At 50.8% G+C, this 25,533-nt stretch carries 27 protein-coding genes and 1 pseudogene; 12 read left to right on the top strand and 16 right to left on the bottom strand.

What is annotated here, in order from left to right:
• Positions 1 to 7: 7 nt before the first annotated feature.
• The 3 genes and pseudogenes from PISL_RS06840 to PISL_RS11180 form a co-directional block, all read right to left on the bottom strand.
• Positions 8 to 730 (bottom strand): annotated as a pseudogene (locus PISL_RS06840) (TIGR04084 family radical SAM/SPASM domain-containing protein); the annotation flags it as partial.
• Between the two features lie 182 nt (positions 731 to 912).
• Entirely contained in the window at positions 913 to 2,181 is a 1,269-nt protein-coding gene (locus PISL_RS06835) for an MFS transporter (protein ID WP_011763069.1), read from the bottom strand.
• A 72-nt stretch (positions 2,182 to 2,253) separates the two neighbouring features.
• Entirely contained in the window at positions 2,254 to 2,547 is a 294-nt protein-coding gene (locus tag PISL_RS11180) for a hypothetical protein (protein ID WP_011763068.1), read from the bottom strand.
• Between the two features lie 282 nt (positions 2,548 to 2,829).
• Between PISL_RS11180 and PISL_RS06825 the strand changes: the two genes are divergently transcribed.
• Complete coding sequence (locus PISL_RS06825; protein WP_011763067.1) at positions 2,830 to 3,186, top strand: hypothetical protein; 357 nt, start codon at positions 2,830 to 2,832, stop codon at positions 3,184 to 3,186.
• Here the strand turns inward: PISL_RS06825 and PISL_RS06820 are convergent.
• On the bottom strand, positions 3,183 to 3,986 hold the full coding sequence (locus PISL_RS06820; RefSeq protein WP_053240398.1) for a KaiC domain-containing protein: 804 nt from the start codon (positions 3,984 to 3,986) through the stop codon (positions 3,183 to 3,185). The two genes, PISL_RS06825 and PISL_RS06820, sit on opposite strands and share 4 nt — an antisense overlap.
• 44 nt (positions 3,987 to 4,030) lie before the next feature.
• Between PISL_RS06820 and PISL_RS06815 the strand changes: the two genes are divergently transcribed.
• On the top strand, positions 4,031 to 4,333 hold the full coding sequence (locus PISL_RS06815) for an MTH1187 family thiamine-binding protein (RefSeq protein WP_011763065.1): 303 nt from the start codon (positions 4,031 to 4,033) through the stop codon (positions 4,331 to 4,333).
• A 1,256-nt stretch (positions 4,334 to 5,589) separates the two neighbouring features.
• The gene (locus tag PISL_RS06810; RefSeq protein ID WP_011763064.1) at positions 5,590 to 6,024 is read left to right on the top strand and encodes a CBS domain-containing protein; all 435 of its coding nucleotides are present in this window, start codon (positions 5,590 to 5,592) and stop codon (positions 6,022 to 6,024) included.
• Between the two features lie 578 nt (positions 6,025 to 6,602).
• Here the strand turns inward: PISL_RS06810 and PISL_RS11715 are convergent.
• Both PISL_RS11715 and PISL_RS06805 read right to left on the bottom strand, forming a co-directional pair.
• The gene (locus PISL_RS11715; RefSeq protein WP_167827731.1) at positions 6,603 to 6,839 is read right to left on the bottom strand and encodes a mannosyltransferase family protein; all 237 of its coding nucleotides are present in this window, start codon (positions 6,837 to 6,839) and stop codon (positions 6,603 to 6,605) included.
• A 45-nt stretch (positions 6,840 to 6,884) separates the two neighbouring features.
• Positions 6,885 to 8,006: a CofH family radical SAM protein gene (locus PISL_RS06805; RefSeq protein WP_053240397.1), complete on the bottom strand. Its 1,122-nt coding sequence runs from the start codon at positions 8,004 to 8,006 to the stop codon at positions 6,885 to 6,887.
• Between the two features lie 11 nt (positions 8,007 to 8,017).
• Here PISL_RS06805 and mqnC point away from each other — a divergent pair, with 11 nt between their 5' ends.
• Together mqnC and PISL_RS06795 are read left to right on the top strand one after the other, a co-directional pair.
• Positions 8,018 to 9,064, top strand: a complete 1,047-nt coding sequence (gene mqnC / locus PISL_RS06800; protein WP_011763062.1) for a cyclic dehypoxanthinyl futalosine synthase — start codon at positions 8,018 to 8,020, stop codon at positions 9,062 to 9,064.
• Positions 9,057 to 9,776, top strand: coding sequence for an MqnA/MqnD/SBP family protein (locus PISL_RS06795; RefSeq protein WP_011763061.1), 720 nt, complete (start codon positions 9,057 to 9,059; stop codon positions 9,774 to 9,776). The genes mqnC and PISL_RS06795 overlap by 8 nt, the downstream gene beginning before the upstream one ends.
• Here the strand turns inward: PISL_RS06795 and PISL_RS06790 are convergent.
• Positions 9,724 to 10,461, bottom strand: coding sequence for an ABC transporter ATP-binding protein (locus PISL_RS06790; RefSeq protein WP_011763060.1), 738 nt, complete (start codon positions 10,459 to 10,461; stop codon positions 9,724 to 9,726). The two genes, PISL_RS06795 and PISL_RS06790, sit on opposite strands and share 53 nt — an antisense overlap.
• Positions 10,458 to 11,588, bottom strand: coding sequence for an ABC transporter permease (locus PISL_RS06785; RefSeq protein ID WP_245218342.1), 1,131 nt, complete (start codon positions 11,586 to 11,588; stop codon positions 10,458 to 10,460). The genes PISL_RS06790 and PISL_RS06785 overlap by 4 nt, the downstream gene beginning before the upstream one ends.
• A 28-nt stretch (positions 11,589 to 11,616) precedes the next feature.
• Between PISL_RS06785 and PISL_RS06780 the strand changes: the two genes are divergently transcribed.
• The 4 genes from PISL_RS06780 to PISL_RS06765 are packed head-to-tail and all read left to right on the top strand — an operon-like array spanning position 11,617 to position 14,219.
• Positions 11,617 to 12,744 carry a fucose isomerase gene (locus PISL_RS06780; protein WP_011763058.1) on the top strand — a complete coding sequence of 376 codons (1,128 nt, stop codon included), beginning with the start codon at positions 11,617 to 11,619 and terminating at the stop codon, positions 12,742 to 12,744.
• Positions 12,745 to 12,759: 15 nt separating this feature from the next.
• Positions 12,760 to 13,665, top strand: a complete 906-nt coding sequence (locus PISL_RS06775) for a 2-hydroxyacid dehydrogenase (protein ID WP_011763057.1) — start codon at positions 12,760 to 12,762, stop codon at positions 13,663 to 13,665.
• A gap of 18 nt (positions 13,666 to 13,683) precedes the next feature.
• The gene (locus PISL_RS06770; RefSeq protein WP_011763056.1) at positions 13,684 to 13,989 is read left to right on the top strand and encodes a hypothetical protein; all 306 of its coding nucleotides are present in this window, start codon (positions 13,684 to 13,686) and stop codon (positions 13,987 to 13,989) included.
• Positions 13,989 to 14,219, top strand: coding sequence for a hypothetical protein (locus PISL_RS06765; RefSeq protein ID WP_011763055.1), 231 nt, complete (start codon positions 13,989 to 13,991; stop codon positions 14,217 to 14,219). Before PISL_RS06770 ends, PISL_RS06765 begins: the two co-directional genes overlap by 1 nt.
• Before the next feature lie 258 nt (positions 14,220 to 14,477).
• Here PISL_RS06765 and malQ read toward each other — a convergent pair whose 3' ends face one another.
• Positions 14,478 to 15,917 carry a 4-alpha-glucanotransferase gene (gene malQ / locus PISL_RS06760; protein WP_011763054.1) on the bottom strand — a complete coding sequence of 480 codons (1,440 nt, stop codon included), beginning with the start codon at positions 15,915 to 15,917 and terminating at the stop codon, positions 14,478 to 14,480.
• Positions 15,918 to 16,349 carry a hypothetical protein gene (locus tag PISL_RS06755; protein WP_011763053.1) on the bottom strand — a complete coding sequence of 144 codons (432 nt, stop codon included), beginning with the start codon at positions 16,347 to 16,349 and terminating at the stop codon, positions 15,918 to 15,920.
• 51 nt (positions 16,350 to 16,400) lie between these two features.
• Here PISL_RS06755 and PISL_RS06750 point away from each other — a divergent pair, with 51 nt between their 5' ends.
• On the top strand, positions 16,401 to 17,096 hold the full coding sequence (locus tag PISL_RS06750; protein ID WP_011763052.1) for a ferritin family protein: 696 nt from the start codon (positions 16,401 to 16,403) through the stop codon (positions 17,094 to 17,096).
• On the opposite strand, the gene coaBC is transcribed toward PISL_RS06750, so the two are convergent.
• The 3 genes from coaBC to PISL_RS06735 form a co-directional block, all read right to left on the bottom strand.
• Positions 17,079 to 18,296 carry a bifunctional phosphopantothenoylcysteine decarboxylase/phosphopantothenate--cysteine ligase CoaBC gene (coaBC, locus tag PISL_RS06745; RefSeq protein ID WP_011763051.1) on the bottom strand — a complete coding sequence of 406 codons (1,218 nt, stop codon included), beginning with the start codon at positions 18,294 to 18,296 and terminating at the stop codon, positions 17,079 to 17,081. The two genes, PISL_RS06750 and coaBC, sit on opposite strands and share 18 nt — an antisense overlap.
• Complete coding sequence (gene speE / locus PISL_RS06740) at positions 18,289 to 19,164, bottom strand: polyamine aminopropyltransferase (RefSeq protein WP_011763050.1); 876 nt, start codon at positions 19,162 to 19,164, stop codon at positions 18,289 to 18,291. Before speE ends, coaBC begins: the two co-directional genes overlap by 8 nt.
• Before the next feature lie 451 nt (positions 19,165 to 19,615).
• The gene (locus tag PISL_RS06735; protein ID WP_011763048.1) at positions 19,616 to 21,382 is read right to left on the bottom strand and encodes a S9 family peptidase; all 1,767 of its coding nucleotides are present in this window, start codon (positions 21,380 to 21,382) and stop codon (positions 19,616 to 19,618) included.
• Positions 21,383 to 21,667: 285 nt separating this feature from the next.
• Here PISL_RS06735 and PISL_RS06730 point away from each other — a divergent pair, with 285 nt between their 5' ends.
• Both PISL_RS06730 and PISL_RS06720 read left to right on the top strand, forming a co-directional pair.
• Positions 21,668 to 21,913, top strand: coding sequence for a hypothetical protein (locus PISL_RS06730; RefSeq protein ID WP_011763047.1), 246 nt, complete (start codon positions 21,668 to 21,670; stop codon positions 21,911 to 21,913).
• A gap of 1,001 nt (positions 21,914 to 22,914) precedes the next feature.
• A complete protein-coding gene (locus tag PISL_RS06720; protein WP_011763046.1) occupies positions 22,915 to 23,520 on the top strand; it encodes a site-2 protease family protein in 606 nt (201 codons plus the stop codon).
• Here the strand turns inward: PISL_RS06720 and PISL_RS06715 are convergent, their stop codons facing one another.
• From PISL_RS06715 to rnhB, 3 genes are read right to left on the bottom strand one after another with little or no spacing between them, the layout of a single operon-like run.
• The gene (locus PISL_RS06715) at positions 23,521 to 24,054 is read right to left on the bottom strand and encodes a 50S ribosomal protein L30 (protein ID WP_011763045.1); all 534 of its coding nucleotides are present in this window, start codon (positions 24,052 to 24,054) and stop codon (positions 23,521 to 23,523) included.
• Positions 24,051 to 24,659, bottom strand: a complete 609-nt coding sequence (locus PISL_RS06710; RefSeq protein ID WP_011763044.1) for a 30S ribosomal protein S5 — start codon at positions 24,657 to 24,659, stop codon at positions 24,051 to 24,053. Before PISL_RS06710 ends, PISL_RS06715 begins: the two co-directional genes overlap by 4 nt.
• 49 nt (positions 24,660 to 24,708) lie before the next feature.
• On the bottom strand, positions 24,709 to 25,296 hold the full coding sequence (gene rnhB, locus PISL_RS06705; protein ID WP_011763043.1) for a ribonuclease HII: 588 nt from the start codon (positions 25,294 to 25,296) through the stop codon (positions 24,709 to 24,711).
• Positions 25,297 to 25,533: the final 237 nt, after the last annotated feature.

Here is a 25,533-nt window from a genome sequence, read left to right as displayed (position 1 = left end):
CTGTCAAGGCGTACCTCCCCGCCCCGCAGGGAACCCAGCTGTAGGGTCTTATCAAAAGGGCTCTATATATGCCGAGGATGGGGATCACTTCCAACACCCTTCCCCTCTCGGCCTCCGCGAGAAAGAGATCTCTCAGCTTTTTAACGCCGGGGAGGTAGCTCTCTTCGGCCCAATTTAAAAACTCGCGGGGTGTCCACTCGTCTGTCCATATGACATTTAGTTGCCAATGTACTGCATCAAAGCCGAGGGCTAAGAGGTGGGTGACGTCTCTATATATATCCGACCTCTTCGCAACAGTCATCCTCGCCACGATTTTACACTTACACCTCACATCGTCTTTAAGCCATTTCAAAGCCTCTACCACTCTTTTATACACCCCAGGCCCTCTATAGTAATCAGTGACTTCCGGAGGCCCGTCTATGGAGAGGAGGACAGTGGAGAACCTCTGCCAGATTTCGGGCGGGAGCCTTCTCACAAACGTTCCGTTTGTCTGTATGCCAAAACGCGCGTTGGGCAAAGCCTTTAGGACGTCTACTATGTATTGGACATTAAGTAGAGGCTCGCCGCCGTAGAAAAAGACTATGGGCTTTCTATCTCTCTGCGCTATGAAATTAACGACTTCCCCTGCCGTAATCTTGGGCCTCCAGGGGGAGTAGTTGTTGTCAAAAGAGCCCCCACAGTATTTACACTTGAGATTGCAAGCCCCAGTGGTTAAGATAAACCAAAGCACGTAGGTTTTGAATTGCCTTTATTTATGTGGAACACCCCCTACTTCTCCCTGGCCCTCTGGGAACCCGCCCCCTATAGGGGCGGCTCATCTGGGTGTTAATTTTATCGCTAATTGACGCCCCACGCCCGGGGCCACAGCTCCGGGCGCGCCCTCCCAGAGAGGGCCGGTGTAACAAAGGGGAACTAGTCTAGAGGTTTGTCCTTAGTCTCAGGCATGAGTGTAAGTGCTACAGCCAGGGCGAAGCCGGCTACTATATATGTGTAAAATAGCACGCCTGCAATTGGGTTGTTAAGCCAGTAGGAAATCGCTTGTACTATCGATGGCGTAAAGCCGCCAAAGACGCCAATGCCTAGGTTAAATGAGAGAGACATGGCCGTGTATCTCACCTTAGTGGGGAATAGCTCAGCTAGCGCCGTGCCAAGCACGCTGAAGGTAAACGCCGTGGCGAGTATGAGAACAAAGACGCCAAGCGTGACTAGAGCTAGGTCTTTAACTCCTGTCAGCCAACTGAAAATTGAATAGTACGTGGCCAACGCCATAGCGAGGCCGGCCGAGTAGATTACCCTCCGGCCTACTTTTTCTGAAAGCCAGGCGTTGAGTATGTAGAACGGTAGCTGGAGTACGCCGGCTATTCCCACAGCGAAGCTGGCATCGACAGGGCTGAGCTTAGGCACGCTTGTGAGAAATGGGAATATATAGCCGGTCGCTGTATATGCAAGGACAGAATGTCCCGCCGCCACAGCTATGCCGACTAAGATATAACGTGGATACTTAACCACCGCCTCTATCAGAGGTATCTTCGCCACGGCTTTCTCGCTCTTAATTTTCTCAAAGAGGGGGGTCTCCGTCAGCTTTAGACGTAACACTAAGCCAAGTATAGTTAACACGATAGAGACGAGAAATGGCATGCGCCAGCCGTATGTCTGAAAGTCTTGGGGCGGCAGAAGTTTGGCCACCGTTACAAGCGTCAGCGAAGAAAGGCCAAGGCCCAACGGCGGAGTGGCGGCAACAAAACCAGCATAAAACGCCCTATTACGGCCGGCCGCATGTTCAAGTACATATGTTATAGCCCCGCCGTATTCGCCGCCGAGGGAAATACCCTGTAGGATTCGTAATAAAGTCAGCAATATAGGCGCTAGAATTCCCACTTGGCTATACGTCGGCAGAAGCCCCATGAAAAACGTCGCCATGCCCATTAGGAGAAGAGTGGCAATAAAGGTGGTTTTTCTACCCACTTTATCGCCGAGGTGGCCAAAAACCACGGCACCGACCGGCCTGACGACAAAACCTGTTGCAAACACTAGCCACGTGAGTAAACTAGCTGCTATGGGGTCTCCCTTTGGGAAGAAATTCGCCATTATGTAGGGAGATAACGAGGCATATGCAAAAAACTCATACCATTCAATTAGAGTTCCGGCCATCGATGCTGAAGTTACAAGTCTTATAGACATAGGTTAGATAAAAGAGGTGTATATATAGTTTGACAGACCTATATAAAATGGCTATCAACACATCTCATCCCCCTATCTCTCTCTTGGCCCCTCGCTTCCCTCCCTCTGCCCCCTCTGGCACATGCGCCTAAAGACCGCTTGTCTCCAGGCAGTGATGCCTGGGGGCTTTCTCATCGTCCACGCCTTCATGGGTAGCCAAACTGTCTCCGGCGCGGGGTTATCGGGCATGGGGCCGGACGGCACGCGGCCCTCCGCAAGCGCCCTCCTCTCGATGTTTGCGATGGCGACAACGTCACAGCCCCTTCCATCCCTGGCGAGGCAGTGGGGGAACCTTGAGACGATGTCTCTCGTTAACCGGCCTCCCACACTACGGGAAGAAGACGATTGTTACTACAAACAGAAGGCCTCGCCCCTTAGGGCGGGGAGGGAGTCATATACGCGATGAAAGTCCCTTTTCTATGAGACGGACTACGGCATTAGTTGATTGATCTTAGACGTCTAGTTTCGCTACTTTCGCTTAACGTCCTCTATCTAACGATCGGCAATCCGCCGTCTCTTCACACGTCGGAGACTCAGGTATACCTCATCTCGCCGGGTGTAACCAATATACTCTTTTGAACCTTTTTAAGTTTGTAACTTTTATAGAGCGTGAAGCGGTTTGCACAACTTCGTTACTTATGGGCCTACCTCACATTTAGGAATAGACCTGTTGTGAAGAGAGTTAGAGCTGAAGAAGGAGAGGTCGTAGAAGAGGTGTTGAGACTGTGTCCAAGGCCGTATAGGATGCTCTGTTATATGGCTGTTAAAGAGCTGAATATAAGTCTTGCGGCAATTGCTGAGAGAGGTAGAGATGTCCCAACGGCTGTAGCTCTAGCGTTTGAAGACGTTACATCTGGCCGGCCCGACCTCCCGCGTTTTTGGCGCTATATTAACACCGGCGACTCAAGCGCTGACATAAGAGCCATACTAGATAAGTGGAGGAGAGCCGCCAAGCGCCTTTACTAGGCCTCCTCTAGCACTATCCCTCTGCCAGACTCTATTCTAACTCTAAACGCCTTTGTGGCGTGTGCCGTCATTCTCATCTTTTTTATTATTAGCCAGCGCCTTATCTCCTTGGCGCTCTCTACGTCATCCATCCACATATGAATTACGCCGTCTGCAATATGCTCAAGCCCAAAGCCGTAGGCTTGTCTTGTCGTAGGCGCGTATTGGCTTGTAAGCATGGCTGTTACGTTTTCTCTATGTGTAGCAATTTTGAGTTGGTACGAGTACTTACGCGCCATGACCGGCTTGTCTACCCAGAAGGCGGACATAGAGTCTATGACTAGGCGGACATGACGCTCCGGGGTCCCCCGCTCCTTAGCCACGGCCAGGATCTCGTAGGCCTCGTTTATAGCCTCGATTAGGGTGTCTATAGATAACGCGGCGTAGCGTCTCACTTTGTCTGGGCTCTCCTCCTTAGACTTCTCTGTCAGTTGGCGCGCCACCTTTAGAAGCCCGAATATATCGACGACGACAATCTCTGGAAGCTCCTCCGGCTCCTTTTTCCAGGCGATGTTGTAAACAGAAAACTGGGAGAAGTCCATCCCAAGCTGTTTAGCTTGTTCCATCACGTCTCTAAACTCTTGCTCAGTGGTGACATATACCACGGGGTCTCCCGACTTTAGCCCCGCGTAGGCAAAGTGTATACAGAGGATCGACTTTCCCACGCCGGGTTCTCCAGTAACTACAACCCAAGACCCCTGGGGGATCCCTCCCTCAAGTGCGCGGTCTAGCGTCTCTACGCCGGTTGAAATTCTTTTCACGTGGCTGTACATGTACTATTTTAAAAACCCTCTCTTTCTATAACATGGCAAAAATGGTAGTAAGTCTCTCAGTAACGCCACTTGGCACAGGTTCCACTAGCCTCTCTAAGCATGTAAAAAAGGTCACCGATATTATCAGAGAGTCAGGCCTTAGGTATCGGACAGGCGCCGGCTTTACAGATATAGAACTAGACTCATATCGCCAACTCGCCGACTTGCTAGACAAAATCGAAAAGACGTTGGTAGACATGGGCGTCCAGCGTATCTCCTACGTTGTTAAAATAGATAGGAGGATAGATAAAGAGCTTTTTATAGAAGAGAAGATAGCGCGAGCAGAAGGGATTTAAAACTCAAAGTTTTTAAAAAACGGCAGGATCAGTCCCCGAGACGGCCGTAGGCCGCCTATGAAAGGGGCTCCGGACAACTACGCAAAAAAGGCTTGTATACGCCAAATTATGACCCGCCTCCCCGCCCTAAAGGTCGGGGTTTCTCCTTGCCCACGCCTTTATGGGCATCCATGATGCCTCCGGCGTGGGGTCATTGGGCATGGGGCCGGGCGGCACGCGGCCCTCCTCGAGCGTCTTCGGGGCAGAGACCCTAAGGGGGTGTGCGCATGTATTTAGGTCTTCTGCCTGTATTCACAGTAACCACTTCCCGCTCATGCGGGGTTTCCACTGTGGGGGTCTCGGCCGTTGCCCCTCTCCGGGGTTAATCCGTTCGACGTGGGATAGTAGGCTTCTATCTTCCTCGGCGTTGGCGTCCTGTGGCCGAGCTTCGCGGCTATGTTTCTCGCGGCGTTTACGTCGGCGTTTAGCGCGATGTTGAACTTCTTGCAGAGGCCGCGGTGGACTCCGCCGTTCTTGTAGATTTAGCCGCTTTATCTAGGTGTGGTCGTATACCCCCTGGGGTTGCTGGCGGGCGACCAGGCGCCGACCTCTATGGGGAGGTAGGCGAGCCACCTCCCCGCTTGTATATGACCTCTAGGCGGCCCTGTCTTCTAGACCACTTTATCCTCCCGGCGTATCCTCACGCCGAAGTCCTTAAAGACGGTAAACCTCCAAGTAGTATTGGCCGCCCCTTGCCAAGGCCATCTCGCACTTGAGTCAAGCGGCGCCCACGCCCCCTCCCCTCCACAGTCTTCACCAACTCAGCCGTAGAAATATAGACACCAGTAAAGGGCAGGGCATTCAGTTATAAACTAGCCATCTAGTGGCCACTGGATCTGCTGAATGGGGGTAGCGGGCTCCGCGCCTCAGTACTTCCGTTGTATTTCAAAATAGGCGAATGGCGAGCCCAGTGCCACCGTGTGCCAGAGGGCTCCTCTCTTCAATCATCTCGGCACCGTAACGAGGGCAGTTCATGCTGTAGGGCCGTCGTAGCTTCTTCTCTCCGCTCTAATTGTCCTCCCTGAGTTCTCAGAAGTTCTCGTCCTCGGTCGCATCGGGCCACCCGACTGGGCTAGACTACCGGGTTGGGTAGCCGGCTGGCTATGGCCCCCTCTACCGCCAGGGCGTGCCTGCTAGTGGTTGATTTATAAGCTTTTCTGGCTGTATCTTTTGCATCTTGGGCAAAGATTTTTTAACTCTATGGCAATATCTGTTTTATGGAAGTGGGCACGTTGGTTCGGAAAAACCCGATAGTTCTCAAACACGACGGAACCATCCTGGAGGCTATCCAACTTATGGCGAAGCACAACGTGGGGGTTTTGCCCATAGTTGACGGAGAGGGAAGACCGCTTGGCGTAATCTCAGAACGGCACGTGATTAAGGCGCTTGCCGCCGGGGTGCCTCTGGATAGGCCGGCTCTAGAGGTCGCCAGAAGGGAGCTGGTGACCGTCATGCCTGACGCCAACGTCTACGACGCACTACTTGAGATGAGACGACGCGGCGTCCGCCATGTGCTGGTGGTTGACCGCGACGGACGGCTGATTGGTGTACTATCTATCAGGGACTTCATGAGGGAGGATGTACTGGCCTACATAGGCTTCCAGGCGTGGCAACCGCCAGATGTGGGAGGCCCAGAGATTATGTCTCTGTAGTTTGCGCCAAAGTGAAGTGTTTTACCCCAGCACTTCCACCTATGCCTGTGTCTGTAGCAGAGGGAGGAGAGCCACGGGGGTCTATCGCCGACGTAAATCCGGCGTCGTCACGCGTGTTGGCGCCGGCCGGCTCATTAGCTTAGCCTATCCATGGGGATGAAGTGGGAACCTATGGAGGGGGTGGCGAGGTTTCTCGGGGGCGAGCCCATAGTTGCCACATACGTCTTTGAGGTAGGGGGATGTGGATCATCTGGGGAAGCTCACCTACGCCCACGAGAGGTATGTGAGACATCTCGTGGACCCCGCTAGGCTAACTTCGTAACTACACCTATCTCATGAACGACGTCCAGCCCCCTAAGGCGGCAGACGGGGGCGTGCAGACATCAAACAGACGCCACATCCCCCATAGCCGGTAGCCCCAGCGCCAATTTGTATTTTGTCAATACTACCGGGGAGAAAAAGGCCGAGGATAGAAGAGGTCTTTTCGTGGCGTAGAGTAGGGCGGCTGCCGCAAAGAAAAGGGCTGTGCTCCCTGCATATGGCATAGTAATATAGAGCACGTAGGTGGGAAAAGAGAGTTAGGAAAAGCGCTGTTTTGAAATCAAAATAACCACAAAAGGCGTTAGATAGTTAAATATATCCGCCATGATAGCCGACGTCTTAATGACGTCTATGCCTGTGGCTACTGTAAATGTTTTTACTGCTAAGGGGAATAGTAGAGGGAAGGTGTAGTCTATCTCCTCTCTATAGCCAAACGTAGCAATTCGCTGGAAGTGTTGGGCATCCCAGGCGCTGGTCCATCCGGGGCAACACAGAACTTGGCGACTGTCAGAAGGAGAATTAAGGCGGCGTCTTCTTTATCAAGACGCGTTGAGAATTATCGTCTTTCTGTGGAAGGTATCGCGGAGGGCGGGTATTTTTCCAACTTCTCTAACTATCGCGGCAAGCTCCTCTATTGTTGCGCTATGTGTAGCGCCTGCAGATCTTAACACAGTCTCGTTATACATCGTGCCTACGAGGTCGTTTGCGCCAGCTAAAAGCAGCGTAGAAACAAGTCTTTTCCCAACTGAAAGCCAATACGCCGCCACTTTGAGTCTGTCTAACAAGATCAGCCTAGCTATTGCGGTGATTTTTACGTCGTATATAGAGGGGGCGACAGTTTTGACAAGACCCCTCTTGTACAGCTCTGTGTTGTACGGGTTGAATTTGACAGGTATAAAGAGCAAGAGGCCGCCTGTCTTTTCCTGTAGTTCTCTAACTCTAAATATGTGGTCAACTACATGTTCTACCCTCTCTACGTGGCCGTAGAGCATTGTGACATTACTTGGAATTCCCAACTCGTGGGCTATCTCGGCGATTCTAACCCACTCTTCGCCAGATATTTTATACGGCGTAATTACCTTTCTTACATCTTCTGCAAATATCTCGGCGCCGCCGCCAGAAATAGCGTCGAGCCCAGCCTCTTTCCAACGGGAGAGTACCTCGCGGACGCTTGTCTTCCAAAGCTTTGCGTAGTAGGCAGCTTCGGCCATCGTCGGGCCTTTTATCACCACGTGGGGCACCCGCCTTTTAACAGCCCTAAACAATTCGTCAAAATATTCAGGCGTTAAGAGGGGGTTGAAACCCCCGTTTATATGGAGCTCTGTCACGCCGTATTCCCTAACAAACATCTCGACAAGGGCGGCGGCTTCCTCCGGCTTTTTCACGTAGCCCTCTGGATGGCCCGGAGGTCTGTAGAAAGCACATATAGGACATCTCGCCACGCAGATATTACTATAGTTTACTACGACGTTGTTAACAAAAGTAACGACATCTCCAAAAAACCTCTTTGTCAAGTAGTCGGCGGCTTTTGCTAGAACGAAGACGTCCGCCTCATTAAATATACGCGCCGCCTCTGATCTGTCAAGGTCTCTGAGAGCACTTTCGATAATGTAGGAAGTATCTAGCACAACGACTTCTGCTAAAATATTAAAAAGTGTCATCCCCACCGATCGTGCCTTTGTTTAAAAGAGACGACATAGAAGAGCTCCTAAAGGCAGATCTCTGGGAGCTCGGCCGTAGGGCCTATGAAATAAGGCTGAGGACGTATGGCAAAACCACTACCTTTATTTCAAATATGGTTTTGAACTATACAAACGTATGTGTAGTTGGATGCTCTTTCTGCGCTTTCTACCGGCCGCCGGGCCACCCCGAGAGTTATGTATATACGGTGGAGGAGGCGGTCAAGAGAGTGTTGGCTATAGACGCTAAATACGGCATTAGACAAGTCTTGATACAAGGCGGGGTTAACCCCGACGTAGGCATTGAATACTTTGAGGCGCTTTTCCGCGCCATAAAGACAAAGGCTCCGCACATAGCTATACATGCACTTTCGCCACTAGAGATAGACTATCTATCGCGGAGAGAACGCGCCACATATCGGGAGGTGTTAGAGAGGCTGAGGGAGGCTGGCATGGACTCTATGCCAGGTGGCGGCGGTGAAATACTTGTCGACAGAGTGAGGAAGGAGGTCGCGCCCAGGAAGATAGATAGCTCGACTTGGCTTAGAATTATGGAGGAGGCACATAAAATCGGCATCCCAACCTCAGCTACGATGATGTACGGCCATGTTGAAACTATAAGCGACATCGCAGAGCACATGTACAAAATTGCAGAACTCCAAGAAAAAACAAAAGGCTTCCTGGCTTTTATCGCTTGGAATTTTGAACCTGGAACAAGCGAACTTGGCAAACGTATAAAATACCCAAAGACATCGGCTACGTTGTTGAGAATTATAGCTGTGGCGAGGATAGTTTTCGACGGCATTATCCCCCATATACAAAGCGGCTGGCTCACCACGGGGCCGGAGACTGCGCAATTGGCTATGTACTTTGGCGCAGACGACTTCGGAGGCACATTGTACGAGGAGAAAGTCCTCGAGTGGAAACGCGTTGAAACGCCGATAGATAAGAGAGAAGATGTAATACAAATCATAAGATCGGCTAGTTTTACGCCAGCAGAGCGGGATAATATGTACAACGTCGTCAAGGTATATGGTTAGAGTTGTAAGAATTCGATACGCCCACAGCGACCCCCTCTTCTGGCGGGCAAAACTCGACGTGGTAGAGGCCGGCAACCTAGAGGCGGCCCGCCTCTTGAGGGAAGGCGCCGCCGACATAGGCTTTGTCCCAATAACCATGGCCGCCGAGCTAGGCCTTCCCATAGTGCCGAGACTAGCTATATACAGCACAGGGCCTATACTGTCGGCAAGAGTCTTCAAGGGGCGCGGGGCGAGGGGGCTCTGCGCGGTGAGTGAAACCACTGTAAGCGCAAGGGTAGTGAACAAGTTGCTCGGCGTTTCGCTAGAGACTGTGGAGGACCCCTGGGCCGCTCTTGACGCATGTTCCGAAGTTTTGGCAATCGGCGACGAGGCTCTGCGGATGATCGACAAGGGGGTCCCCACCCTTCTAGACATCGGCGAGCTCTGGCAAGAGCGCGTTGGAACACCGCTATTTTTCGCTGTCTTGGTCGCGAAGCCGGGGACCGAGGGGCTTGAGGAGGCGGTAGCCGAGATGGAGAACTCCCTCGCCCACTTCTACGAGAACCCCACCCCTCTTGTTGAATCCACGGCAAGACGCCTCGGCGTAAGCCGGAGGCTCGTTGAGGAGTACTTCCAGAGATCCCGCTATCTGTTGAACAGCGGCTATATACAGCACATAGTCAAGGAGACGGAGGTGCTGGGCCTCCCCCGCCCGCGCTTCCTAGAGCTCTGACGAAGGCCTCCTCCAGGTCGGACGCTCCGTACAGCTCCATGAGTTGCTTGGGCGTGCCGTGCGCTATCACGACCCCCTTGTCTATGAAGTACACCCGGTCGCAGACGGACTCAACCTCAAGCATGTTGTGGCTTGAGTAAACCACGGCGGCCCCCCTCGACTTGGCGTAGTTCTTCACCAGTCTCCTCATCTCGACGGCGTGTACCACGTCGACTCCTGCCGTGGGTTCATCCAGGAGTAGCGCCAACGCGCCCACTGTTAGCAAGGCGGCTACGACGAGCCTACGCCTCATGCCCTTTGAGTAGGTCTTGACCTTGTCGTCTACGCGTGGGCCAAGGCCCGAGATCTCCACGGCCTCTCGCACGTTGTCGACGCCGTATAGGCCGTGTATAAACTCTATAAACTGCCTCCCTGTGAGGTTGTCGTAGGGCAGAACCTCCTCTGGCAGATACGCGAGATACCTCCGTCTCTTCTGAAACTCCGGCGAGTCTGTCCTAACGCCTAGAACCTCGGCGTAGCCTCCGTCGGGCTTGAGAAGGCCCGCGAGAACTCGCAGCGTGGTGGTTTTCCCAGCGCCGTTTGGTCCAACAAGCCCCACGACCTCCCCCGCCCGCGCCTCTAGGTCCACTCCCTTGAGGGCCTCCAGGCGGCCGAACCTCTTCCTAACCCCCACCGCTCGGATCATCTCCTCCACCGGCTGGTCACTAGGTACTCCGCGGTGACGACCTTAGACACGACATAGAGAGCTACGGCCGCCAGCGCCCAGTCTATCGCAAGTAATAGATACATCTCGCTCCATTTGCCGAAGAGAGAGGCCACGGCAATATAGAGTGGGTGTAGAAGAGGGTCTAGCTTAAGCCAGTCTGTCGGGGCGAAAAACACAACTACCGCAGGTGCGGCGAAGAAAAACACCACCATAGTTGCGACGCTCTGCGCAGTTTTGATATCCTCGGCGCGGCTGGCCAAGGCAAAAGACACAGCTACCACAAGGACAGATATCGCTAGGATAGACAACGCCGAGAGTGCCAGGGTTCCCGTGGGCAGAGACAGATGTGGGATCTCTCTAGGCTGGGAGACTTCGGGCAGATAGGCTAAGTTTGCGAAGTACACCCCGTAGCCGACCATGAAAACGGCGAACTGTATCAACATGAGGAGGATAGAACTGACCAGTTTGGACAGAACTAACGCGCTTGGCGTAGCCGGCGTGGCGAGTATGAGCTCTAACGTCCTCTTCTCCTTTTCTACCCCCACCGCGATGGCAGCAGTCGCCGCCACAAGTAGAGGCACCATTAAGGTGATCACGAAGGAGGCCATGTAGAGACTCAACAGGGCGCCGGCTTCGGCCTCCCCCAGCCACGCCCCGTCGAAGTACAGGCGGAGGGTGACGTTGACGAGCGTGGGAGGCACGCCCGCCTCTCTTGCCAGCTCCTCCGCCGCGGTTCTCAAAACTGCTGGAGCGGCGAGCGAAAGAAAGCCGCCATATCTCCTGTACACCTCCAACCTCGCCGGGAAGGTGAAGTTCCTCGGCACTATCACGACGTAGCTGTACTTCTCAAGCAACGCAGGCGTAAATTCGCTGTACACCACGCCGCCAAGAGCCTTCAGCTTTTCCACATACCGATGCCCCAGGTCGTTTGTCTCGTTTACCACTACGGCGAATTTCTGCGCCGCCGCGGCTCCGCGGATAGAGACCCCCATTAGGACGCCCACGAAAACCAAGGCAACGAAGCCGCCTAGGAGGGAGAGGAGGAAGTATCGCGAAGTCAAGATCTCCCTCATATCCTTCACCACGAGAGTGATGAAGACACTCACGTTTTTATAGAGGTGAGTTTAAAAATGTATGGCCTACTTCTTGGCCTCGGCTGTACACGGGGTCGACTACGTCGCCGAGGTGGAGAGATATGTCGCTAGATATGTCTCTCTCAAAAATCCGGAGAGACCTGAGGGGGAGAGGTTCCCCGTTATAATCCACGGCACCGGCGGGACAACAGCTCAAGCGCTAGAACTCGTGGAGAAGGCTGGTGCACGTGGCGCAGTTCTCGTGGGCTTCGGCGAGTACAACAGCTTCGCAAGTGCACTACACACCAAGGCCGAGCTGGAGGCCTCGGGCCGCACGGCCGTCGTCTACCACTGCCCCTCCTACGCTGAGTGCGGCCCAGTTTTGGCTAAGGCGGTTAGGGTCTCTGCCGCCGCCTCCTCTCTCATTGGCGTAAAGGCCGTGTTGATTGGGTCGAAGACCCGCCAGGCCGACATAGTGAGAGAGAGGTTCGGATGGCACGTGGAAGTTGTGTCTCTGGCCGACTTCGAATCGGCGGCGGCAAACTCGGAGCCCGACGGCGAGGCTCTTTCGTTATTTAAAGACGAGAGGGTGGCGAAGGTGGCGGCTGCCCTCCGCAAGCTGGCATCTGGGGCTGACCTCATCGCTATACAGTGCTTCCCCTTCTTGATAAAGGCCAGATACACCCCGTGTCCAGCTCTCGCATTGTTGAACGCCAAGGGCTCCACAGTGGCGTGCGAGGGAGACCTCTCGGCTGGCTTCGCCATGTTGTTGCTGAGGAGACTGGCCGGAGAGAGCAGCTGGATAGCCAACGTTGTGGAGAGCCGCGGCGAGAGAGCCACCTTCGCCCACTGCACGGTGTCGCTAGACCTCGTAGAGCGGTGGTGGACTATGCCACACTTCGAGTCGGGTCTGCCCTATGGAATCGCCGGGGAGCTGAGGAGAGGCGTCTACACGACTGTGTCTATCTCGCCGGGGTTTGAGAAAGCGGTTGTGGGCCGGGTATACGTCGAGCGAAGCGGCAACTACCTACAGAGCGCATGCCGCACTCAGGCCACGGTTAGGTTTGGGAGGCCCGTCCGCCTGGAGGCGGAGGCGCCAGCAAACCACCATGTCTTTGCGCCTGGCGATGTGGCCGCCGAGGCTGTAGACGTCTTAAAGCTCCTCTCTATCTCAACCGTTATATACTAAGGCTTTCTTCAACATATGGAACTCTATATAAATTTTGAAATTCCGCATGAACTCGAGGAGGAGCTCAGTAGGAGGTTTAAGGTTGTAAAAGGCGGCGATTTAAGCAACGTAGAGGCTGCTCTTGTCTCTAGGCTCACGCCAGAGGAATTGGCAAAGATGCCTAGGTTAAGATTTATACAAGTGGTGACGGCTGGTTTAGATCACCTGCCGTGGGAGCATATTCCTCCGCATGTAGTTGTGGCTGGAAACTCTGGTTCTAACGCAGATGCAGTCGCCGAATTTGCGCTAGCCATGTTGCTAGCCGCGTTTAAAAAGGTCTTTTACTACAATGAAAAGATGAGAAGAGGAGACTATAAAAAGGACGTTTCCGTGCCCGTCCTCTCCGGGAAGAAAGTCGCCGTTCTCGGTCTCGGCGAAATAGGGACTAGGGTAGCTAGGATATTGGCGGCGCTGGGCGCTGAAGTATGGGGTTTCTCTCGCACGCCGCGAGAGGGGCCTTGGAGGTTTACCCATAGGCTGGAGGACGCCCTCCGCGACGCATACGCTGCCGTCTGTGCGCTACCGCTTACAAAACACACCAGGGGGCTTGTGAAGTATGAACATCTCGCCTTGATGAGAGAGGATGCAGTATTTGTAAACGTGGGTAGGGCGGAGGTAGTGGATAGAGAGGGCGCCCTCCGGATTGTAAAAGAAAGACCCCGCTTTATATTCGCCAGCGACGTCTGGTGGGGGCGTCACGATTTTTCTAAAGACGCCGAGTTCTTCTCACTACCTAACGTCATTGCAACGCCTTGGGTGGCTGGGGGGTATGGAAGTGAGGAGGTATGGAGAAAGATGGTGGAAGAAGCCGTTAAGAATCTATTAGTCTGGGCTTCAGGCGGGACGCCGAAAAATATCGCAAAACGTCAAGATTATATATAGATAACGCGTAGTGCAGATATGAGTCGTGAGGTCATATTTCAATTACTACACCCAGAGGTGCTTAAGTTATTAGAAAGCTGGGGTTATAGACGCCTCGCTGTGGATGTAGAACGAAATGGTATGGCACATCCAATATATGACTTCTTAGACAGGGCGTTCTCAATGTATTATGCCGAATACGGTGGTGTAAACTGTAGCTGGCTTGAAGACGCCATCCGGCGCGATTGGAGTAAAGTAGTGAAAATCGTACTGCCGAATCTGCTTAAGCAATATCTAGGTGTAGAGCGCCGTCTAGAAGACAAAAAGGCGGTTTCGATAGGGTGATGGAGCCTGACGTAACTACAGCAATGTTAAGGCGAGTAGAGGAACTACAGCAGCTGGCTGACAGTATTGCAGAACACCACCCCTATTGGCCGGCACTACATTTTACACTTCAGCTTTTAGGCAGACTAGTGGATAAGTGGCGGGAGAACCTCACCAACAGGGACAAGGAAGAGTTGCTCTGGCTCGCCGAGAAAATACGTGAATCTATAGAAAAGATACAGACTCACTAAAAGCCCATAGTTCTGGATTCCCAGTGGCGTCTATTGTCGGATTTGAGTTTTTGTAAAGCCCAATGATTAACGCAAGTAAAGACGGGGTTATTTTATTGCTACTCTTATGGCATCAGCCGTTAACCCGGAGAGGGCCGGTGTAACAAAGGGAGCTTCTCCCCACGTCAGCCGGAGGTTTGTCGTCACATCTCAGATGCGGCACACAACATCACAGAATGGTACATAATAGTTGTACGAGTTTTTATTCTGTGTGAAGAGCTAACGGCCGTAGAGCTTAGCGAGTCGCCTTAGTCTTACGGCGAAATTTATAGGCGGGTCTTTAGCCAGTTTCCATTTCCAGTTGCCTCTAAGGGTGCCGGGCTTGTTTATCCTGGCCTCGCTACCCAGCCCAAGGACGTCTTGTATTGGGACGACCGCCACGTCTGCCACCGTAGAAAAAAGAAGGCGTATGAAACACCAGTTTATCTCTCTCCCGCAGCCGCCTATGTATGCGAGGGCCTCCCGCCTTGACCTCGGTGTTGTCTCCTCTCTCCACCAACCGACTATAGTGTTGTTGTCGTGAGTTCCGGTATACGCCACAAGGTTTCTCTCGTAGTTATGCGGCTTATGTTCATTCGCGGGATTTCCATCCCAGGCAAACTGTAGGACGCGCATGCCGGGAATGCCCAGCCTCCTCCTAAGCTCCACCACGTCTGGAGTTATAAAGCCCAGATCCTCCGCTATAAGCCTTGGGAGAGTCTCTTCGACAGCCTTAAAGAGCTCCTCTCCGGGACCTGGCGCCCATCTACCTCTAACCGCCGTGGGCTCGCCATACGGCACCTCCCAATATGACACGTAACCTCTGAAGTGGTCGAGACGTAGGTAATCGAATAAAGACAACATCCGCGTAAGCCGCCGCGTCCACCAGACGTAGCGGTCTCTCCTCAGCTCCTCCCAGTTGTATACTGGGGTTCCCCAGAGCTGGCCAGTTGGCGAGTAGTAGTCAGGCGGCACCCCGGAGACATAGAGGGGGGTTCCGTCTGGCGCAAGCTTGAAGTATCTCCGGCCTTCCCAAACGTCGGCACTGTCTAACGCTGGATAAATCGGGAGATCGCCTATGATGAATATCCCCAGACTGTTGACATATCTCTTTAGATCATCCCATTGACGCCAGAAGACATATTGGACATATTTATAGAACTCTGCCAACTTGGCCAATTTAGGCGGTAGCGGCGTGTTTAGTCTTCGAGCCCACTCTGGCCATTGGATCCATGGCACTCTAAAAGTCTCCCTAAGTGCCATATATCTGCCATAGGACTCTAGCCACCAGGAGTTCTCGGCTATAAATTCCTCGTAGTCTCGCCAGCCGAGTTTGGTCTCAAATGCCTCTTCAACATACCGCCTTTTTAGCTCCCATGACTCTGCAAAACTTGTCCTCTCTACAGACGGACATTTGGGGGGAGATCTAACCAACAATCCGTCTTGCGCCATTTTTTCAAGACTTATAAGAGCGGGGTTTCCGGCTAATAGCGAGACTGCGCTATAAGGAGAGTCGTCATACTCTGGAAGTGTATGACTTAGGGGGAGGATTTGCCAGTAGGTAGCCTCAGCTTTAGAGAGAAACTCGGCAAATTTATAAGCGGATGGCCCCAGATCACCGGCTAGACACCCGCCGGGGAGACTAGATATATGTAGGAGTACTCCAAAGCCTCTGAGCACCTACAAGCTGAACTCTACCATTCCGCTGGTTGTAGATTCTGCAAGTATTTGCTCGTCGATTTCTATGTAGTATAGAACCTCTGCCTTATAGACATAGTTATTTCCCTCTTCGCCAACAGGCGCCTTGGGTATAGCTGCCTCCATTACAGCTAGGCCCTTGACCTCCCTTCCCTTTAGAAGTGGAATTTCGAGCCTAGCTTTTATAGAATCTCCCTCTGTCTTAATATCCCACTTCTTTTCGCCAATTTCAAGGCCGTAGTCTGTTGCATATATCTGTGTCAATTTGCTAAAGTTAGAGCCAGATTCGTCTAAGACAACTGTGGTTCCGGCCTCACGTGGCCATCTCTCTAGTTTTCTCAGTCTTGCTTGTTCGTCTGCGCCTTTAGAAATTCTAATAGGCACCTCCACCCTTCGTTCATATACTCTGTACATAGCCGATTTCTTCGCCGCAATTTATAAATGTTTATATTGCAATAAGCTATTATGAGTTTAGAGAGAGTGCTCTCAGCTATTAGGGCTGTCCTCGCACGGGAGTTAGTAGAGAGGGGCTTGGGCGTAAACGAAACTGCGAGACTTCTTGGCTTGACGCCAGCCGCCGTTTCTATGTATCTGTCTGGAAAGAGGGGTGGAGAGCTTGTTAATGTATTGACTAGCGATGAGAGAATTATGTCGCTTATTAAAAGCCATGCCGAAATGTTTGCCGATGCGGCAAAACGCGGGGCTAGGGGGCCTATCGATCTCACCGAGCTTGCGAAAGTTGTTTCTAATATCCTTGCTCAAAAAAGTCCAGAGGTAGAACTAGAGGAATTAATACAGACGCGAATTCGGCTTGAACAAGAGACTGCTACAAGAGCTATGGCTTATTCGTACAAAGTACGTAATCCTCTTGTGAGAGCGTTGTTTATGCAGATTGCCACAGATAGCCTCCGCCATGCAGAGATATTAACGATGATTCTAGACTATCTCTCGGGGAGGCTAAAGGCAGATGAATTAGGCATAACTGTGGAAGAGCTTGAGACGCTGGCGCAAGAGGAGTCTTCGATGAGAGAAAGTATCGCCGACCTTTACAAATTGGGAGATCCCGTACTAAGGGCTTTAATTCTCTCTATTGAGTTAGATGAGCAAAAACACTATCAGCTGGTAAAAACTCTACAGTTGACTCTACGTAGGTCTAGTTGATTTTCGAAGTTTATCCAATGCAATAGTCAATATGGCCCTTGCCAACTCCCGCTTGTGAGCCGGCCCTATCTTCTCTATCCCGTCTTGCGTCAGGAGGAGGTACTCGTCTTTTAGCGTTCTAAACCCCATCTTAGATACATCATGTGCCAAGGCGATATCCCAACCCCCTGTCTCCATCCTTTGTCTCGCCCTTTTGATTAATTCTTCTTCTCTAACGCCATGTTCTGCCTTAAAGCCTATTACAAAGGCGCGTGGGTTGTATTTTTTAACGTCTTGGGCTATCTTTGGCGCTTGGCGTAATACAACAACGTATTGTGATAGAGAGCTATCGATTTTCCCGCCTATTTTATTCTCAACATAGAAATCTAGGGGGGCCGCTGCGAAGATAAATACGTCATGACTTTCTGCTCTCTCTACAACTGCTTGATACATCTCAAGCACAGACGTTACTTTTATGGGGTCTACGCCTGGAGGAGGCTTGAGGTCTGTGGGGCCTGTCACCAACGTCACTTTTGCGCCTCTCGCGGCGGCTTCCCTAGCAAAGTAATACCCCGTGAGGCCACTACTAGGCGTTGTGATATATTTTACGTCGTCTATATGCTCGTATGTGGGGCCTGCTGTTACTAAAACGCGGATGCCTTCGTAATCTCTCGGCGCAGTGGCATCTATTACATATTCAACTACTTCCTCAGGCGGCGGATATTTCGCCTTACCTTCTTCAAAAAGCGGCGGGACAACTATGGTGTGTTTGCCAAGTCTCTCTATAGCTTCTTGTACTTGGGGCGTATTCCACATCGCTAAATTCATGGCTGGGACAACCACCTTCTTGGCTTTAGACGCCGCGAGGACACATGTCAAAGCAGCGTTATCGGCTATGCCTAAAGACATTTTGACAAGAGTATTTGCAGTAGCTGGCGCAACAACTACCACATCTACTCTTCCACATATTTCTATATGTTCTGTGGCGCCTGTGAGTTTAACAACAGGCTTGTGTCCAGTGGCCCACCAGAAGAGATGTGGCGAAATTAATCGTGCTGCCTGCGGCGTCATAAAGACATAGACGTCGGCCCCATGTCTAATTAATAGACGTGCTGTGTCTATAGATTTATAAAGCGAAACTCCTGAGGATACTACTAGAGCTATCTTTTGGTTGTGTAGTAAATTGCTGTAGGTCCCCCTTATTACCTCTACTTCATACATGACGGATCTTGCGGTAAATAGGTAAATTCATAAGGCCTACGTGTGTTTTGCCAGAGTAGAATAGTGTTTTTACACCTCTTTCTTTAAGTCGTTTTTCAACTTCCTCCGCTGTTAATGAAGTGGGGTCGTATTTGAGCGATCCGATGATGTAATTTACTGCATATCCAAAAGAAGGTATCCACACGTTGTATTCTGCGACGACGGGGAAGCTTGATTTTACGCCGTGTAACACCATGTCGTAAGCCTCTGGGAAGAAGAAGCTATTGCCGGCTTGAGTCACGATAATTCCGTCTTCTCTTAACAGTCCAACGAGTTTTTTAAAGAACTCTGGCGAATAGAGCTGTTTTGCAATTTCTGAACTATACGGGTCTGTAAGATCCATAATAACTACATCAAATTTATCCCCGTTTTTAAGAGCTTTTTCTACATATACAAAGCCGTCTTCTATTACCACCTGCGCGCGTGGGTCTTCAAAAACGCCTTGGTGCATCTGCGGAAGGTATTTTTTTGAGAGTTCTACAACGTCCTCATCGATGTCTACCATCACAGCCCTTTTAACTGTAGAATGTTTTAACGCCTCTCTTAGAGTTGCCCCCTCTCCGCCGCCGAGTATTAATACATCTCGCGGTGATATGTGTGTAACCATGGCGGGGTGCACTAGACTCTCATGGTAATACGCCTCGTCGTAATAAGACGATTGAATATACTCATCTAGTATCAAGGCGCGGCCGAAGTCTTCTGTATCTGCTATTATGATTTCCTGATACTTAGAACGTTTTACTACATGTAGCGCATTTATCTTAATCACCAATATTGTGTTTCCACTCAGCGGTTCAATTAGGGAGACAGGCCCAGGTACGCTTACCATCGTAGGTCTTATCACTAAGTTTTTAAAACTATTGATCAAGTAGAGGTCCCTATCTTTTCCCCGGCCCCTCCCTGGGAGACTTACGAGCTCGCCCAGATACACCGGAACGAGTGGATAGCTCGCGCAGAGTCAGACGTCAGTCCAGCACCATTATCTGCCACCCCAGGACAGTTTTTGAACTTCGTAATTGTTGAAAAATTTTTGTAGAGATATCGCTACGGTGGTAAACATCGAGAGGAAGACGCTGGAGGTACTCGAGGAGGGCCGCGTGCCGCCCGGCCCCATGCCCAATGACCCCACGCCGGAGGCATCATGGATGCCCATAAAGGCGTGGGCGAGGAGAAACCCGACCTTTAGGGCGGGGAGACGAGTCATGTCTGGCTCTCCTCTGGCCCCAGTCGGCAACCGGAGGGAGGAGTCTGAGCCTTCGGGGTTTGGCGGCGGTAGAGATCTATGTAGATATGTGTTGCATAATGAATTTTATAGCCTCTGTATATACTTTTACTCTGTTTTCTACTTTTGTGATAGTATGTCCCTCGTCCGGAAGTATTATGAGCTTAACCTCTCTCCCCAGTTCGCTCAGTCTTTTAGCCAGCTGCTCGGCTTCATATACAGGTACACGTATGTCATTTGCGCCGTGGATTACCATTAGAGGCGCGGTTATTTTTTCTACATGTGTAGATGGGCTGAGTTGTATAAGAATATCTCGGTGTTTTTCAAGCGAGCCGTATTCAAACTCTCTATATCTCCTCCTCCACGGAGCTGTACGTTCTAGAAATGTAACTAGGTTAAAGATTCCCATCATTTCAACACCACATGCCCAAATCTCCGGAGCCATTGCTAAAGACATCAATGTCAAATAACCGCCGTAGGAGCCGCCTATTACACATGGCTTTTTCTTAGCTATGCCTTCTGACATTAACCACCTTGCGAAGGTCTCGACGTCTTTTATGGCATCCCACCTCTTCTCTACGTCGTCTAGATGTACGAAGGTTTTTCCAAACCCGGTGCTACCCCTGTAGTTTGGGGCGGCTACTATGAGGCCAGACATGAGAAGAGCAACTAATAGAGGCTTAAACTCCGGCCTATCTTGGCTCTCGGGACCGCCGTGTAAATAAACCACAACTCCCTTTGCCTCGCCTGGGGGTCTGTATATATTTGCCTGTATTTTCCTACCGTCGTGGCTTGTATACCAAACAGATTCCGGCTCTGGAATCTTATCTAACGCCAGGCCAAACTTGGGGGAATCTGTAATTTGTCTTACCACGCCGCTTTGGTATAAATATACCTCATGCCCTCTATTTACACTAGAGAGAGAAAAAAGCAACTTCTCCTCTCTATACTGTAGTGAAGTTATTACGCCCCTCGGTATCGTTATCTTATGTGTCAGACCGGAGGGCATGTGCATGTAGTAGAGACCAGAGCTCCCCTCTTCATTAAGGGTAAAAACTAGGTAGCTTCTCCATACGTCAAAAAGCTCAACATCGCGGTCTAGTTGAATGACATATCTCCAGTTCCCAGTTGTCAAATCTATTTGTGCAATACCAACGTATTCCCAGTCCGCGTTTGTGAGATATAATAGTTTGCCATTGCCTAAGTACTTAGGCGAGTGACTCCACGTCTCTCCGCTATGTTTTGTGAGTTCTTTTAACTCGCCGTCTCTATACCAATATATTGTGCTATGTAAATTAGTTTCATAATGTGTTATAAATATCCCAACGTCTGACCACTCCTCTACGATATTTATACCTGGGATGTCAGCCAGCTTTACGACAGAGTTTGTGTCACGGTCGTAGACATAAAGGTTGAAGTTTTGGCCGTCGTCTAGTGTAGATGTAAAAGCTAGTTTACGTGAGTCGGGAGACCACGCGCCTAGGTAGTTCACCCCTTCGAGAGATACTGGAACTACGACGTCGTCGTTAATTATGTAAAGACGCCATTTTTCATCTCCGTTAAAATCTGTCGCTATTACGATAGTGCCGTCGTTTGCGATGCGATAGTCAGAGACTCTGCCTTCCCATGGCACTACCACATCGTGTCTAGTGCCGTCGAACTGCCACAACTGCATAGATCCTGTCACGTCGCTTAGGTAGTAAATTGCCTTTCCTTTTCCAAACCTTGGAGATGTGGCAGAACGTATTGAAAGAGCCCGCTTGATTGAGAGTGATACGCCAAAATAGAGATTAACGTCGCGTGACATATGGACGTTATTAGGCATACCGACTTATCTCAATATGTTTATATCTCCTACGCACGATTTATACGCCAGTGAGGCGGTGCCCATGATAAAGAGGTGCAAGCCATAGCCTCACGGAAGGTCTCACCATAGTCTTTCTTAGAATTATTACTAATGCGTCTGTTGTATCTTTGTAAGGTTATAGGGGCTTGACAAAACAACTGTGCAATTAGTGGGATCTCCCCCACGCAAGACCGTCTTAGTTGTCTCTATTAATAAACTAAGTCTCCCTATGCTTCAGTTGCTTAATATCTTCAAGAATTTTATGTGAAAAACAAATGGATTTCTGCCTTGATATATTACCTGCACAATAAAAAGGCAGAGAAGGGAAACATAGTCGTTGTAAGAACTCGTGAAATATGTGGCACAGATAGACGCTGTGGGTGGGAATTGCGGAAATTAATGATGTTTCTAGTGTCTAGGGGTATCGCAACACGCCATAAGCAGGGGGTCTACGTCATAGAGAAAGGCGCTATCGAAAAGGCGCTTTATGCACTTAGCGAACAAATTTAGATGGGGCAGAGACGGCGCGACCTTTAACGACGCCTACTCTCTCTACCAGACGCGTACAGCAACAACGTTACAAAAAGGATGTTGGCCACCATAGCGCCTCGGCAAGGGGCGGGTTCGTCTCGGCGGCGTCCATCAACAGTCTCTCAGACCACAGAGACAACGTGCCGCTGATATGGGCCAAGAAGAGGTATTGGGAGTTGTTGGAAAAGACTAAACAACCCGCTTTCCCCCGGAGACCACCACACTTTTAAACTCGTAAGTTTCTTCACTCATGAACCAACCGGCCTTGGGGCCCCGGCCGACTGTTACATCTGGCGCGCCCGTCCGCCCGGGCACGGCCGGGCCCCCCGCCCCCGCCCCGCCCACCAAGGCGTCCGGCGGGGGCGAGCCCCGAGCCCCCCGGGGAAGGCCGGTTGTACAAAGGGGGGCATATCGCACCTCTTCTAAACCTTAATCTTCATAAAAACGGCGGTATATGCGTCTGTGTCGATACAAAAGCATCACCTGACGTTTAAGGCTCTCAATGTCAGGTAGTGAAAATATAGAAGGGAAAACAGAGAACAAATGGGATGCGGAAGAGGGAATTGTTTCAGTTTGTCGCATAGGCAATGCCGATGTTGCGATGATGTGGTTGTCCTCGCCATCTTCGCGGCTGGATACCCTCGCGTGCTCCTTATAACTAGTAGAGATATCACCCCCACCACATATATGCACATGTACACATATGGGACGCTAAAGGTCAAGTCTTTCTTTACTATGAGCCAACCGGCCTTAGGGATCGACTGGCGTTGCAGTCCGTTACGCCCGTCCGCGCGGGCACGGCCGGACCTCCACGCCAGCGACCGCCAAAAGGCGTACCCGCGGGCCCGGAGAGGGCCGGTGTAACAAAGGAGGCTGTACTAAAAGAGAGAAGTTCATAGATCTGGTGGCCGCCTTCGTAAGCTGTTTAAGAGAGCTCTCCTAGCATTAAGAGATTTAAACTCTAGGAATTGGATGTCAGTGTGTATGATCAACATCTTAGGAAAAGAGAGTTGATAGATTTAGCTATAGCGCTTGTAGTCTTGTCAATAGGGTTTGCCATCTCGATGGCTGGACGGGGCATTTTTGGAGGGATAAACTGGGGGCTCGTAGCCCGGTATCTCCCGGTGACTTTCTTTGTCTTACTCTTTGCATTTATAGGCCATGAGCTTGCCCATAGACAAGTGGCACGGAGACTGGGGTATTTTGCAATGTTTCAAGCCGATTACACACTCCTACCCCTTGCGATAATCCTCCCACTATTCTTTGGATTTGTATTTGCCGCACCTGGGGCGGTGGTGATATCACCATTTAGACTCTACGGCCGCGGCGACGAGAGAAGAGACGTATTTTACATAGCCGCAGCCGGCCCTCTTGCCAATGTCGCATTTGCACTACTCGGCATATTGTTCATGGAGCTGTTTAAATCGGGTATCTTTTGGTTTTTTGCATATATAAACGCGTGGCTAGCGTTTTTTAACATGCTCCCACTCCCAACGCTAGACGGAAGTAAAATGGCTAAGTCAAACTTTATTATGTGGCTTATCTTAATAATAACAGCCGGTTGGCTAGTGTATATACTTTGGTAGTTATAACATCCTACGTATCAAGTCATTTATCAAAGGCCCTCTATACCCCAAGTCTCCACCTACTGAAAAATGCAGTTTAACACTATTGAGGCCGCCGCGCGGCGGATGTAGCCTAAAGAACGGCTTTAGATATGGTATACAAGGCGGCCTCTGGCCTTCTCTTACTCTGACTTTTCTACAGGAGAGGCTGTCTATCTCGCCTGTTATATAGGCAAGCGCGACCTCTTCAAAAGACTGCCAGCCCCACTTCTGGAGGTATTCCAATGTCAAAGGCTTGTCGCCGACTATACGTCCCCTCTTTTTCAAAACTTCTGCAAGAGTATCTGCATCAATCTCACCCCAGGTAACCCAGTCATTCACCTTCTGTATCATACCAATTATACTCGGCGTCCCTGGCACGACTACCATAGTAAACTTCCTCCTGAGCCTTAGCAAATGTAATGTAGTCGCTATATCTCTAGGCGTCGTTGGTATACCTCTGAGCCGTATTACTGCGTAACGTGGATATACTACCTTCTCCTTTGTCTCCATCATATCTTGAAGTAATAGGTGTTTCTTAACGCGTTGTAAACGGCCATGGCGAAGTTTAGAGTTGTCCTAGTGTCTCCCCGTGTTTGTGTCCAAACGTCTTTAATCCCAGCAAGCCTAAGCACGACTTTTGCAACATCTCCAGCCACCAGCCCAACGCCTTTAGGCGCTGGGATTAAAGTAACCTCCACAGAGCCGGACTTTCCCCTTACTACAAAGGGCACGCTGTGCGGCTCGTCACATGAACATTTCCAAGAACCACACCCCCTTCTCACAGGCGTTAAATTAAGCTTAGCTTCTCTAACAGCCTTCTCTATGGCTTGTCTCACTTGTTTCGCCTTTCCAATGCCGACGCCAACGTATCCATCTTCATTTCCGACTGCGACAACAACTTGAAACTGACTACGCTCGCCGGCATGCGTCTGTCTCTGAACTACATTTATGTTCAAAATCTCCTGTTTTAAACCTGGCAGTAGTATGTCTACAATTTCGGGCTCTTTTATAATGTAGTTATTTGCAAATATCTCATCTATCGTCCTTATCTTCCCCTCTTTTACTAACCTCCCCAACTCTGTACGAGGTTCCCAAAGACTTAAATCGACGACGCTCACATACGAGGCAAACAAAACCTATTTAAATAATTTCTACCATAGGGCAAGGTTATGTGTTAAGATATCGCAACGTTCTCCAACTGCGTCTTACACATTCAACAGGTATCTTACCCAAACGAAGCCACTCTATAGTTTTTACATCTGAAGGATAGCCGCTACCAAAGTCGCCAATTTCACGCTTAAGTATATCTATCAGCCTATCTCTGATAACCTTAGCTACAATACTAGCGGCGGCGACTTGAGGCACTGATTCTCCGCCGTGTAACGCTACAACTCTACGACCAGTTATGAAAGATAAGGCATCTCCATACCGCCTAGAGTTAACATCTGGAGAATCTACATAATACAACTCGGCTGGACACAGCTCTATAAGCCTAGCCGTAAAATCCAACTCTAACGAATTTAACATCCTGCGTCTTACATACTCGTCGATTATGTGAGGCTCCACCACTACGTAGTTTACACAATCTGCAACCTCAATAATTCTGGCATATATAACCTCTCTTTTTGTAGGACTCAACGTCTTAGAGTCTCTCACCCCTAGCTGTAGCAACCTCTCCCCGTCTCCTGCCACGGCTGCAATCACCATAGGCCCCACAACAGGCCCTCTTCCTGCTTCATCAATTCCACAAATCATACATTTCTTTAATGTACCCTCTTTTCACGACGCCGACCTTCCCTGGAGACTCCGAGCCCGCCCCCGCCGACGCCCTTTCGGGCCGCGGGGGACAGGGGGAACCGGCCGTGCCCGCGCGGACGGGCTCGGCGGAGTCGGCCGGTTCCCAGGGCCGGTTGGTTCATGAGTGAAGAAACTTACGAGTTTAAAAGTGTGGTGGTCTCCGGGGGAAAGCGGGTTGTTTAGTCTTTTCCAACA

This window comes from Pyrobaculum islandicum DSM 4184 (assembly GCF_000015205.1).
Classification (GTDB): Archaea; Thermoproteota; Thermoprotei; order Thermoproteales; family Thermoproteaceae; genus Pyrobaculum; species Pyrobaculum islandicum.
Note: the sequence above shows the minus strand (reverse complement) of the source record. Positions and strands in the feature narration are given on the sequence as shown.